Origin of the sequence: Flavobacterium sp. 9R (assembly GCF_902506345.1) — a bacterium.
Classification (GTDB): domain Bacteria; phylum Bacteroidota; class Bacteroidia; order Flavobacteriales; family Flavobacteriaceae; genus Flavobacterium.
Genome location: NZ_LR733428.1, coordinates 13,820 through 27,705 on the forward strand (window position 1 = coordinate 13,820; position 13,886 = coordinate 27,705).

At 36.1% G+C, this 13,886-nt stretch carries 9 protein-coding genes; 7 read left to right on the plus strand and 2 right to left on the minus strand.

Annotated elements, in window-relative coordinates:
* Positions 1–37 precede the first annotated feature (37 nt).
* On the minus strand, positions 38–1,525 hold the full coding sequence (locus tag FLAVO9AF_RS15435) for an aminotransferase class V-fold PLP-dependent enzyme (protein WP_159691357.1): 1,488 nt from the start codon (positions 1,523–1,525) through the stop codon (positions 38–40).
* A 241-nt stretch (positions 1,526–1,766) separates the two neighbouring features.
* Here FLAVO9AF_RS15435 and FLAVO9AF_RS15440 point away from each other — a divergent pair, with 241 nt between their 5' ends.
* Complete coding sequence (locus tag FLAVO9AF_RS15440) at positions 1,767–3,251, plus strand: glycosyl hydrolase (protein ID WP_159691360.1); 1,485 nt, start codon at positions 1,767–1,769, stop codon at positions 3,249–3,251.
* A 219-nt stretch (positions 3,252–3,470) separates the two neighbouring features.
* Here the strand turns inward: FLAVO9AF_RS15440 and glmM are convergent, their stop codons facing one another.
* Positions 3,471–4,859, minus strand: a complete 1,389-nt coding sequence (glmM, locus tag FLAVO9AF_RS15445) for a phosphoglucosamine mutase (protein ID WP_159691363.1) — start codon at positions 4,857–4,859, stop codon at positions 3,471–3,473.
* 148 nt (positions 4,860–5,007) lie between these two features.
* On the opposite strand from glmM, the gene FLAVO9AF_RS15450 reads away from it, so the two are divergent.
* From FLAVO9AF_RS15450 to FLAVO9AF_RS15475, 6 genes are all read left to right on the plus strand, one after another.
* Positions 5,008–5,592 carry an ACP phosphodiesterase gene (locus tag FLAVO9AF_RS15450; protein WP_159691366.1) on the plus strand — a complete coding sequence of 195 codons (585 nt, stop codon included), beginning with the start codon at positions 5,008–5,010 and terminating at the stop codon, positions 5,590–5,592.
* A 91-nt stretch (positions 5,593–5,683) separates the two neighbouring features.
* A complete protein-coding gene (ggt, locus tag FLAVO9AF_RS15455) occupies positions 5,684–7,366 on the plus strand; it encodes a gamma-glutamyltransferase (protein ID WP_159691369.1) in 1,683 nt (560 codons plus the stop codon).
* Positions 7,367–7,368: 2 nt separating this feature from the next.
* Complete coding sequence (locus FLAVO9AF_RS15460; protein WP_159691372.1) at positions 7,369–8,049, plus strand: DNA alkylation repair protein; 681 nt, start codon at positions 7,369–7,371, stop codon at positions 8,047–8,049.
* Positions 8,046–9,845: a chloride channel protein gene (locus tag FLAVO9AF_RS15465; RefSeq protein WP_159691375.1), complete on the plus strand. Its 1,800-nt coding sequence runs from the start codon at positions 8,046–8,048 to the stop codon at positions 9,843–9,845. Before FLAVO9AF_RS15460 ends, FLAVO9AF_RS15465 begins: the two co-directional genes overlap by 4 nt.
* An 86-nt stretch (positions 9,846–9,931) precedes the next feature.
* A complete protein-coding gene (locus FLAVO9AF_RS15470) occupies positions 9,932–10,669 on the plus strand; it encodes an outer membrane lipoprotein-sorting protein (RefSeq protein ID WP_159691378.1) in 738 nt (245 codons plus the stop codon).
* Between the two features lie 63 nt (positions 10,670–10,732).
* A complete protein-coding gene (locus FLAVO9AF_RS15475; protein WP_159691381.1) occupies positions 10,733–13,813 on the plus strand; it encodes a hypothetical protein in 3,081 nt (1,026 codons plus the stop codon).
* Positions 13,814–13,886 lie beyond the last annotated feature (73 nt).

The following is a 13,886-nucleotide window of genomic DNA, read 5'->3' on the forward strand; positions in this document are numbered from 1 at the left end:
ACTGTAATGAGTTTTTTTTATAAGAATAATTTAAAGTCTACTTAGCAAACCATTTTTCAACTAATGTATTTTCGAATGAAGTTGCTTTTTGATGAATAAATTCATTGGTTTCTGAATCATAACGATACTCTAACGCCCATTCTTTATGATTCTCCGCTAAAGATTTAATAGCATTGCAAACGTATTCTATTTCAGCTGAAGTTGTAGTCGGATGAATAGACATTCTGATCCACCCCGGTTTACGAATTAAATCTCCTAAACTGATTTCGTTAACCAACTTATGAGACGTTTCTTGATCTACGTGTAACAAAAAGTGACCGTAAGTTCCTGCGCAACTACATCCTCCTCTTGTTTGAATTCCGAAACGGTCATTGAGTAGTTTTACTCCTAAATTAAAATGCAAATCGTCTATAAAAAACGAAATAACTCCCAATCGCTCTTGATGTTGTCCAGCTAAAATTTTGATGTTTGGAACATTTTGTAGTGAATCAAACACATACTCCACAATTTCGTGTTCGCGTTTCAAAATATTGTCAATACCCATTTCGTCTTTTAACTGAATGGCCAAAGCGGTTTTAATCACTTGCAAGAAGCCAGGCGTACCTCCATCTTCTCTGTCCTCAATATTATCGATGTATTTATGCTCACCCCAAGGATTCGTCCACGAAACGGTTCCTCCTCCTGGGCAATCTGGCACCATATTGTTGTACAATTTTTTATTAAAAACCAATACCCCCGAAGTGCCTGGTCCGCCTAAAAATTTGTGCGGTGAAAAGAAGATAGCATCCAAATACGCCTCTTCATCTTCAGGATGCATATCAATGGATACATAAGGACCTGAGCAAGCAAAATCCACAAAACAAACTCCATTATGCTGATGCATCATTTTTGCAGCCTCGTGATATGGCGTACGAATACCAGTAACATTGGAACAAGAAGTAATTGAAGCAATTTTTAACGTTCGCTCTTTATATTTTTCGAGTAATACTTTTAGATTTTCTAATGAAAAAAGACCGTCTTCGGTTGAAGGAATTACTTCAACATCAGCGATGGTCTCTAACCAAGAGGTTTGATTGGAATGGTGCTCCATATGAGAAATAAAAACTACTGGTTTTTTCTCGGCTGGAATAGCTACAAAATCTTTTAAGTTTTCAGGAACTTTAATCCCTAAGATACGTTGAAACTTATTCACAACTCCAGTCATTCCTGTACCATCTGTGATTAAAACATCATTTTGATTGGCATTAACGTGTTGCTTAATGATATTTCTAGCGTGATGATACGCTTTGGTCATAGCTGTTCCAGAAACGGTAGTTTCAGTATGTGTATTAGCAACAAAAGGTCCGAAGGCATTCATCAATTTCTCTTCGATGGGGCGATACAATCTTCCGCTTGCGGTCCAATCAGTATAGATAATTTTTTTTTGTCCAAATGGAGATTCAAATTCTTGCTCAATTCCGATAATATTTTTGCGAAATTGTTGAAAATACTGTTCTAAAGCCGTCTCTTTTGTGCTATTTGTCATTATATCTTTCATTTGATTGCAAATATATTCCTTTTTAAAAAAAACTTATCTTCAAAAGTGTTAAACCTAAAGAATAAAAAAGGATTATTGCTTATTTAAGTTATAGTAGAGTGTATCTGAATAATCTTGCTCTAAAAAATACTTTTGATGTGTTTTTGTAGTAGAAAAAGTAAAAGGTACATCTAAAGAGAACATTTACATTTGAGAATCATTAACTGTAATTCACAAGTATTCTTTTATTATGAATAAAATCATCCTTTTTATCAGTTTATTACTTTTTCATTTGCTAGTTGCACTTGTCTATGCCCAAAGTCCAAAACGTGGAATCGCTTATGGACATCATTCGGTTGAAGATATGAACGCTTTGAAGTCTGGAATTTCGTGGTGGTATAATTGGTCTCCCTCTCCCGAATCACAATTAATAAGTACATATAACACATTAGGAGTAAAATTTGTACCGATGGCTTGGGGAAAAATTAACGACCCCGACGCCTTTATCGCCACTATTCCAACAGGAACCCAATATTTGTTAGCGTTTAACGAACCTAACTTTAATGATGGTGCTAGACTCACACCACAAGAAGCAGTTACAGCTTGGCCTGCATTAGAAAAAATTGCTCAAGCGAAGAACTTGCAAATTGTGAGTGCTTCTCCAGCTTACAATGGCCCAGATAATTATGGCGGATACCAAAGTCCGATTGCTTGGCACGACGAATTTTTCAGATTATGTCCAACTTGCAAAGTCGATTTCATTGCTTTTCATACTTATGATGCTACTGCGGCTTCTGTTATTGGTGTTACCAATGGATTAAAAAAATACTTACGACCAGTATGGGTGACCGAATTTGCGAACAGAGTTATTCAGACTAGTACAGAAAAGATTGATTTTATGAAAACGATTGTAGAAAGTTTTGAAAACGACCCCGATATTTATCGTTACTCGTGGTTCACAGGTCGCGTTCCTGATAACTGGCTCGATATGCAAGAGGGACAACTCTTTGGTCCGAATAGTGGCGTTTTGAAACCCATTGGGATTGCCTACACAACAGCATCGTATACCTCAAAAAAAACTATTATTCCTGCGACAATAGCAGCCAAAACCCATTATCGTAGAAAAGGAACAGGATTACAAAATACTAGTGACGGAACTACTGGACAAAATGTTTGCTTTATCAATGAAGGAGATTGGACAGAATATTTGATTGAAGTACCTAAAGAAGGACTCTACGATATGAAATTCAGGTTAGCCTCGCCTTCTATAGCTGTAAAATTTGATTTAAGTGTAAATGGTGTAGTGGTAAAAAATGATGAAACCTTTGAAAGTACTGGTGGTTGGCAAACTTATGGAGATAAGGTTGTTTCCTCTATTACGTTGCCCAAAGGAGAAGTCTTGTTTAAAATACTTTTTAAAACCAACGACCTCAATTTTAATTTTTTTGAAGTGAAAGAAACGAATACGCTTGATACTGATGATTTTATGAAAGATAAAAAAAGTATGGTGTATCCTAATCCATTTGAGAAAGAATTCTTTTTTCATTGTAAAACAGAGCAAACAATTCCGCTTAAAATAAAAATCTTAGATACAAAAGGAAGTATCTGTTACTCAAACGACAGGTATTTTACCAACCAAGAAATCAGTTTAGGAAAAGAACTTACAAGCGGTATTTATTTTGTTATCGTTTCCTATGGAACTACTGTAGAGCACTTTAAAATTATTAAAAAGTAACCCTAATAAAAAAACCTTTTCAATACTGCTACTGAAAAGGTTTTTCTTGATTTAGAATGCTAAAAAATGAAACCAAAAAAGCCAATTGTGACTCTTTTACCCCCGATAGTAGCGGCATCCTTTGTTTTTTTTCTTTAAAAAACAAAGATATAGCGGATAGCGGGATTCTTGTTTCCTAATTAGCCTTTTGTTTCGGTTCTAAAAACTAAACTTGTGTTTTTAGATTCCAGCGACTGCTTTGATTTCGTCAATGATTCGCAACGCTAAATCGTCTGCCAATTGTTGCGTAGCGGCTTCGGTATAAATACGGATAATTGGCTCTGTATTTGATTTTCTTAGGTGTACCCAATTTTCGGCAAAATCAATTTTCACTCCGTCAATGGTCGTGATGTTTTCTGATTTATATTTATCGGCCATTGCCACCAAAATCGCATCCACATCAATTTGAGGTGTCAATTCGATTTTGTTTTTACTCATATAATATTCAGGATACGAAGCACGCAAGGCTGATACTTTCATTTTTTTATTGGCCAAATGCGTCAAAAACAAAGCCACACCCACCAAGCTATCGCGTCCGTAATGCAATTCAGGATAGATGATTCCGCCATTGCCCTCACCTCCGATAATAGCATTATTTTTTTTCATTAATTCCACTACATTCACCTCTCCCACTGCACTCGCTTCGTAGCTGCCACCGTGAGCAACCGTTACATCGCGCAACGCTCTTGAAGAAGACATATTAGAAACCGTATTACCAGGCGTTTTGCTCAACACAAAATCGGCACAAGCTACCAAAGTGTACTCTTCGCCAAACATTTCGCCGTCTTCGCTAATGAACGCCAAACGATCAACATCTGGGTCTACGACGATTCCCAAATGCGCTTTTTCTTCGACTACTAAAGCTGAAATATCCGTTAAATGTTCTTTTAACGGCTCTGGATTGTGAGGAAAATGACCATTCGGTTCGCAGTACAATTTTACTACTTCAACCCCCATTTGTTCTAACAATTTTGGGACGATGATTCCACCTGATGAATTTACACCATCGACCACCACTTTGAAGTTGGCCGCTTTTACTGCCTCAATATCTACTAATGGTAAGTTCAACACTTCATCGATATGAATATCCATATAAGCGTCATTGATTGTGATTTCTCCCAAACTATCCACGTCAGAAAAATCAAAAGCTTCCGCTTCGGCAATGGCTAATATTTTCTCGCCATCGGCACCACTTAAAAACTCACCCTTTTCGTTAAGAAGCTTCAAGGCATTCCATTGTTTTGGATTATGTGACGCGGTCAAAATTATTCCACCATCAGCTTTTTCCATAGGAACTGCGACTTCAACGGTAGGTGTCGTGGACAATCCTAAGTCGATTACATCAATGCCTAAACCTAATAAAGTATTCACCACTAAATTGTGAATCATAGGTCCAGAAATACGAGCGTCTCTACCAATTACAACGGTATTTTTTTCTTTATTACTATGTTTTTTTAACCAAGTTCCGTAGGCCGAAGCAAATTTTACTGCATCTACAGGAGTTAAATTGTCCCCAACTTTTCCCCCAATGGTTCCTCGAATACCTGATATTGATTTGATTAATGTCATTTTATTACAATTTGGTTATAGCTACAAATATAAAAAAGTTGTATGGGCTTATAGTCTTTCCAACGAAAAGTTTTTGGTTAAGGAAAATGAGGCTTCTATTGTGAGGCTTTTTAAAGTTTGTATCTTTGAAAATAGTCAAATCAAAACAATGAACTTTCTCGCGCACATTTTTCTTTCGGGTGATGATGAATTACTCAAAATAGGCAATTTTATGGCCGATGGCATTCGTGGAAAACAGTACGAGCACTTCCCTTTGTCCATACAAAAGGGCATTCGTTTGCATCGCTTCATTGATACTTACACCGACGCACATCCTGTTTTTAGAAAGAGTACACAAAGACTGCACTCCAAATACCATCACTATGCTGGAGTCATTGTTGATTTGTTTTACGACCATTTTTTGGCCAAAAATTGGAGTACTTATTCTGATGAAAATTTAGAGGAGTATACCGAAACTTTTTATCAATCGCTAAGAGACAATTACGATATTTTATCCGAAAGAACCAAAGGAATGATGCCTTACTTAATAGAGCACAATTGGTTATTGAGTTATCAAACAGTAGAAGGGATTGGTCGGATTTTGACACAAATGGATAATAGAACCAAAAATGCATCCAAAATGAGGTTTTCCTCGAATGAATTGGTTGAATTTTATCCTGAATTTGAAGAAGAGTTTACTATCTTTTTCCAAGACTTACAAGAACAAGTGACAATAAAAATGCAACAATTATGAAATCGCCATTAACAACAGGTTTGTTGAAAACAAACACCGATAAATCAAAGGCGACACCATATATGACAACTAATAAATAACTTTTACCTATATGAAAATTTTTCAATTTCTTTTTCTTTCTATTCTCTGTAGTTTTTTTAGTGAAAATGTCGATGCGCAAACCGGTCTAATCGCTAACAAAGCTATGGTGGTGTCTGCACGAGAAGAAGCTTCCAAGATAGGCGTCGAAATTATGCAAAAAGGCGGCAATGCTTTTGATGCTATGGTGGCTACCGAATTGGCTTTGGCAGTTGCTTATCCGTATGCAGGGAATTTAGGTGGCGGTGGATTTATGGTGTATCGCAAAGCAAATGGCGAAATTGGTTCTTTGGATTATAGAGAAAAAGCTCCTTTGGCAGCTCATAAAACGATGTTTTTGGATAAAGAAGGTAATGTCATTAAAGGTAAAAGCACAGAATCACCTTTGGCTATTGGCGTACCGGGAACCATCGCTGGTGTTTTTGCCGTTCATAAAAAACTGGGAAGTCTGCCTATGTCAGAAATACTAAAACCTGTAATTGCTTTGGCAGAAAAAGGAGTTGTCGTTACGCGCAAACAAGAGCGCCGATTAAATGATTATCGAGAAGAAATTATAAAAGTAAATGGGACAAACACCTTGTTTGCAAAACCTTTTAAAGAAAAAGATACTATAAAATATCCCGCTCTAGCAGCAACGCTAAAGCGAATTGCAAAAAATGGTCGTGATGAATTTTACAAAGGACAAACGGCAAAAACGTTAGTGCAGTATTTACAACAAAAAGGAGGCATCATTACGATGAAAGATTTAAAACAATACGAAGCCAAATGGCGCACTCCGTTGTCGTTTCAATACAAAGATTTAAAAATCATCTCTATGCCTCCACCAAGTAGCGGTGGTATTTGTTTGGCTGAAATTTTTAAAATGATTGCTCCCTTTGATTTATCGAAAATGGGACACAACTCAACAGAATCTATACAAGTAATTGTTGAAGCGGAACGCAGGGCTTACGCAGACAGAAGTCACTATCTTGGCGACCCCGATTTTGTTAAAATCCCAATTAAAGCATTGTTAGCTGATGACTATTTACAACAACGAATGAGCACTTTTAGTTTTGAAAAAGCCACGTTGTCCTCTGAAATCAAAGAAGGAAAAGTGAACTATAACGAAAGTACCGAGACCACTCATTATTCTATAGTGGATGCAGCTGGAAATGCCGTGGCTGCGACCACAACCTTAAATGATGGCTATGGTTCCAAATACTATTGTGATGCTTTAGGTTTTTTCCTCAATAACGAAATGGATGATTTCAGCGCCAAACCGGGAACACCAAATATGTTTGGTTTAATTGGAAACGAAGCCAACAGTATTGCTCCCGGAAAACGAATGCTAAGTTCGATGACTCCAACTATCGTTGAAAAAAACGGGCAATTATTTATGGTAGTAGGTTCGCCGGGTGGTTCTACTATTATTACTTCGGTTTTGCAAACGATTCTAAATGTTTACGAATATAAAATGAATATGCAACAAGCTGTAAATGCGCCACGTTTTCATCATCAGTGGTTGCCTGATATAATTACTTTTGAACCAAAAACATTCGACACTACTACTTTTGAAAAACTAAAAACAAAAGGCTATATCATCAACGAAAAAACGACTCCTGTCATTGGCAAAGTCGATGCTATTTTGGTTTTACCTAATAAAAAACTTGAAGGTGGAGCTGATTTTAGAGGTGACGATACAGCGGTTGGCTTTTAATTATGGATTTCATTACAGCCTTAGAAAAAGAATTTATAGCGAAGGCCAATACAGCACAAAGTAGTGCTATGGAAGCGTATATGAAAAATCATTTTCCGTTTTTTGGTATTGCTATGCCACAACGAAGAGCAATTTTAAAATCGGTTAGTGCCGAATTTTCGGATGAAATAAAAGTAAATGCTCGCGCGCTGGCATTTCAGCTTTATGAAAAACCACAAAGAGAATTTCATTATTGCGCAATTGAACTTTTACTTCAGCATTGTAGCAAAAAATTACAAAAAGATGATATTCATTGGATAGAACAACTATTACTCACCTACTCGTGGTGGGACAGTGTCGATACGATTAGCAAATATTTATTGGGACGCTATTTGGTTCAATTCCCTGAACAAACGAATAAGGTGATTGAGAAATTTTCTAATGCTTCAAATATTTGGCTGAACAGAAGTACACTTTTATTTCAATTAGACTATAAAAAGAATACCAATTTTACTATCTTAGAAGCTGTTTGTGAACACTTTAAAGAAAGTAACGAGTTTTTTATTCAAAAAGCAATGGGTTGGGCACTAAGAGAATACAGTAAAATCAATCCGATAGCTGTCCAAAACTATGTTATTAATACCAATTTAAAACCATTAAGTACAAAAGAAGCCTTACGAATTATTGAAAAACAAAAACTATGAATTTCAGCACTATTATTACTAGCGTGATAAATCGCTTCGAATCACTAATTGTATGGAGTCAAAGTAAGTTTACTAATAAACAATTCATTTTTTTATCGAGTGTATTGGTAGGAATATCAGCTGGTTTGGCGGTTATTATCCTAAAATCATTTGCGCATTCGGTTTTTACGTTTGCTACCTATGTCAATGGTATTTTAAAACTCAACTACATCAACAGTATTCTACCTATAATAGGAATTTTGCTTACTGTTTTTGTTGTGAATAAATTACTTGGCGGGAGTATAGAAAAAGGGACTTCTCAGATTTTATATGCCGTTGCTAAAAAAGCAAGTATTATCCCCAAAAAACAAATGTATGCACAAATCGTGACTAGTTCATTAACTGTTGGTTTGGGAGGTTCGGCTGGTTTAGAAAGTCCCATTGTGATTACTGGTGCAGCTTTTGGTTCCAATTATGCACAAAAATATCATTTGAGTTACAAGGACAGAACTTTACTTATTGGCTGTGGCGTTGCAGCAGGAATTGCGGCAGCTTTTAATGCTCCCATAGCCGGTGTATTATTTGCTGTGGAAGTTTTGTTAGTTGATGTAAGCATTTCTGCATTTACACCCATTATGATTGCCGCTGCAACAGGTGCGATGGTCTCTGTGGTTGCATTAGATGAAAGCATCTTACTATCCTTCAAACAGCAAGAGCATTTTCATCATCTGAATATCATTTATTATGTCTTTTTAGGCGTTTTTACAGGATTTGTTTCTGTTTATTATTCAAGATATTTTCAAAAAATAGAACGTTATTTTCATATTTCAAAACTTTCTGTTTACAAAAAGGCTTTATTGGGCTCAAGTATCTTGGCTTTGCTGATTTTTGTATTCCCAACACTTTTTGGAGAAGGGTATGAAAGCATCCGTATTTTGTCTCAAAATGACCCCGGACAATTACTCGAAAACACACTCTTCAAAGGATTCCGTAATAACAATTGGGTGTTACTTTTATTCATTGGAGCCAGTATGATGCTCAAAGTTTTTGCCACTGGATTTACTTTGAGTTGTGGAGGAAATGGAGGAAATTTTGCTCCCTCTCTATTTTTAGGCTCTTATGTTGGTTTTTTCTTTTCATCATTACTCAATCTTATTGGTATAGCAAAATTACCAGTAAGTAATTTCACCATCGTTGGAATGGCAGGTATTTTGAGTGGATTATTTCACGCTCCGCTTACAGCCATTTTCTTGATTGCTGAAATTACAGGTGGTTATGGACTGATGATTCCGTTGATGATTGTAGCCTCAACTAGTTACGCCATTTCAAAACGCTTTGAAAAACATTCGATGGATGTGAAGAATTTGGCCAAAAAAGGACACGCCTTCACCAGTAATAAAGATGCTAATGTCTTATCAACTTTAGAAACAAGTACTATCATTGACACTAGTTATCTCACTATTTCTCCAAACGAAAACTTAGAACGCTTAGTGGATTTAATTTCACACTCGGATCAAGTTATTTTTCCAGTAGTCAATGAAGAAAATGAATTATTAGGTGTCGTTCATTTTAATGACATCCGAGAAATCATATTTAATAGCTATCGCGTAAAATATACTTTGGTCAAAGAAATTATGGTTGCACCAGCTGCATTAATTGCACCAACCGATCGTATGGAAATTGTGATGAATAAATTTGAACAAACCAGAAAAGCATTTTTGCCCGTAGTCCAAAATGGAAAATATTTTGGTTTCATCTCAAAATCAGTCGCTTTAGAGGCTTACAGAACCAAACTGAAAGCGATGACTATTGACTAATCAAAAAAAAATATACTATTTTTTGTAACAAAAAAGGCTAAGTGCCTACTAACCCAATTAAAATCAAATAACTAAACTTAAAAATTATGAAAACATTAAAATTGACTGCTTTAGCATTGTTTCTTCTTGCAAGTAGTTCCTCACTTATTGCGCAAACTGCTGACGAAATTGTATCCAAATACATTACTACAATTGGTGGTGCTGCTAAATTAAAAGCACTAAAAGGAGTAAAAATGGAAATGGTTGTGAATGCCCAAGGAATGGAAATTCCTGTTGAAATCGTACAAGAACCAGGTGGAAAAATGTACGTAAAAATCAATATTCAAGGAAAAGAAATGACTCAAATGGCTTCTGATGGGGAAACTGTTTGGAGTACTAGTTTTATGACAATGAAAGCCGAAAAATCCGATGCTGAAACTACCGCTAATGCAAAATTAAGCGCTGCTGATTTTCCAGATCCATTTTTAGATTACAAAACAAAAGGGTACTCAATAGAATTAATGGGTAAAGAAACCAAAGAAGGTACAGAGTGTTACAAAATAAAATTAACAAAAAAACCTATCACGGTTGACGGAGTAAAAACAGATGATGTAAACTATTACTATTTTGATACCGAAAATAATTTACCAATTGCTACTGAAACAGAAATCAAACAAGGTCCTGCTAAAGGTCAAAAATCAGTTTCTACTATGAGTGATTATCAAGAAGTGGATGGTATTTACTTTCCTTTTGCAATGAACCAAGGCGGTCAAGCAATGAAAGTTAAAAAAATCACTTTAAATCCAACTGTAGACGCAAAAGCTTATGCTTTTCCAGCTCAATAAATAAAACAAAACCAACTCAAAGTCCTTATTGAAAAGTAAGGACTTTTTTTAACTATTAACTTTATGAAAAAAACCACTATTTGGGTTGCTTGTTTAGGAATACTATCAGCAACTACAGTACTTGCGCAGGACAAAATAGTACTAAAAGGCAAAGAATTGTTTGGTGATATTCAAGCCAGACACATTGGGCCAGCATTAATGAGCGGTAGGATCACAGATATTGAAATGCACCCAACAAACAACAAAATAATCTTTACTGCCACAGCTGGCGGTGGTGTATGGAAAAGTAACGATGGCGGTGCTTCGTTCAATTCTGTATTCGATGATCATATTCAATCGATTGGATGTGTAGCTATCGACCCTTCAAAACCTGACCAAAACATTTGGGTAGGAACTGGAGAAACGTGGACTAGAAATAGTGTTTCTATGGGAGACGGAATATACAAATCTACCGATGGAGGCCAAAACTGGAAAAATATGGGATTGCCAAAATCAGACCGTATTGCTTCCATCGTAATCAACCCTAAAAACAGCGATATAGTTTGGGTGGCTGTTCTTGGTGCACTTTGGGGTGATAGCGACGAACGCGGAATATACAAAACCACCGATGGAGGAACTACTTGGAATAAAGTCTTATTTGTAGATAACAAAACAGGTTGTTCAGATTTGATTATGGATCCAAAAAATAGCAACATTATGTATGCCTCATTTTGGGAATTCCGAAGAACAGGTTGGTCATTCAGCTCAGGAGGAACCAAATCAGCTTTGTACAAAACTACCGATGGAGGAAAAACTTGGAATAAAATTCACAACGGTTTCCCTGCTGGACAATTAGGTCGAATTGCTATTGCTGTAGCCCCTTCGAACTCTAACATTTTATATTCTGTTTTAGAAACCGAAAAAGCTGAATTGAACGGATTGTATCGTTCTGAAGATGCTGGGGCTACTTGGAAACACTTGAATAGTGATTTTGGATTAGTAGTACGTCCTTTTTACTTTTCAAGAATTGTTGTTGACCCTAGAAATCCAGATATCGTAGTTAAAGGTGGTTTAAATGGTTCCATAAGTAGAGATGGTGGAAAAACATTTAAAAATTTAGGTGTTATGCACTCAGATATTCATGACATTACTTTTGACAACCTAGACAGCAATCGTATTTTCTGCGGTACTGATGGAGGTGTGTATAGAAGCTGGGATGGCGGAAACACTATGGAAATGGTAAGCAACTTACCTGTTTCTCAATTTTATCACGTAAGTATAGACGACAAAGAACCTTTCAATGTATATGGAGGTTTACAAGACAATGGTTCTTGGTATGGTCCTTCTAAAAGTCCAGGCGGAGTGGAATCTCGTGATTGGACAAGAATTGGTCAAGGTGACGGATTTAGAGTAATAAAACATCCAACCAAGAACATTATTTACAGCGAAATGCAAGGTGCTGAAAATGTTTGGCGTTACAATACAGATACACAAGAATTGATTACGATTCAGCCATTGGCAGTAAAAGGGGATCCAAAATTGCGTTTCAATTGGAACGCTCCGATGGAAATAAGCCAAAAACAACCCGATCGTTTTTATATGGGAAGCCAATTCGTGCACAAATCAGAAGATATGGGAAGAACTTGGACTAAAATTTCACCAGATTTGACCACCAAGGACCCTCTGAAAATGGACACAACAAAATCAGGTGGTTTATCTGTTGACAATTCAGGTGCTGAGCAACATTGTACCATTTTTACCATTGCAGAATCTCCTTTGAACGAAAAAGTAATTTGGGCAGGTACTGACGATGGTAATGTACAAGTGACTAAAGATGGAGGAAAAACTTGGACTAATGTGGTAGCTAATATTAGTGGCTTGCCAAAAAATACTTGGTGCTATCATATTGAAGCAAGTGTTTTTGGAGAAGGAACTGCTTATGCTGTTTTTGAAGGTCACGCCAAAAACGACTACACTCCTTACACCTACAAAACAACCGATTATGGAAAGACCTGGAAATCAATCATAACTCCAGATGTTGATGGCTTTGTTCGTAACATTCAAGAAGATTTCAAGAATGAAAATTTATTATTCTTAGGAACAGAAAAAGGATTGTATATCACAATTGATGGAGGAGCTAACTGGTCTCATTTTACCAATAATATGCCATCAGTAGCAGTTCACTTTATGGATATTAATAAAAAAACCAATTCCTTAGTTATGGCTACACACGGTAGAGGTGTTATTATTTTAGATGACATCACTCCTTTACGTCAAATTAATCAAGAGGTTTTAGCTAAAGATGTACACTTTTTTGATTTAAAACCTGCAATTATTGAGGAACAATCCAGCTTTGGAACTACAGCAACAGAGCTTGAATTTGTGGGTAGAAATCCATCTACAAGTGCTCAAATCATTTATTACCTTAAGAAAAGACACACATTAGGTAAAATGGATATTGAAATTCAAGATGAAAAAGGGAATAAAATCATTTCATTGGCACCCGGTAAGCAAAAAGGAATTAATGTAGTTAACTGGGATTACAATATGAAAAATCCAAAAATTGCTGCTGCCAAAACGCTTTCTTTTGCAGGATTTACTGCTCCTAGAGTACAAGAAGGTACTTATAAAGTAGTATTAACTAAAGGTAAAGAAACCTATACGCACAATCTTAAAGTACTAAACGATCCGAAAAGTAGTATCTCTGCAGCTGATCGTTTGAAACAAAAAGAAACCACTCGTGAATTGTTTAACAAAAACGAAGAATTGGCTTATACCGTTTATGAGATTGATGAAACTGTAAAATTATTAGATCAATTGATTGCTAAAAACAAAAGTTTTAGCAAACAAGGGACTAAGATAAAAACTGACTTTGAAAGTCTTAAAGCAAAAATGGTAGTTACTACCGGCGATGGATACGTAGCAACAGCTGAACCGCAATTGAGAGAAAAATTAGGCGAACTTTATGCTTCTGTAGCAGGGAATTTTACTGCTCCATCACCTTCTCAGTTAGAAAACAAAGATGCTATTTTGCAACGTTTTGACACTTCAATGACCGAATTTAAAAACTTAAAAACGAAAAACGAAGCTGCTTATTTAAAACAAGCAAAAGAACAGAATATTCCGTTTACACTTAAAACTTATGCAGAGTTTGTAGCAGAATAATTTCACAATACTTTGATATTTAAAAACGCTAACTTCGGTTAGCGTTTTTTTATTATCGGATGGGTAAATATTT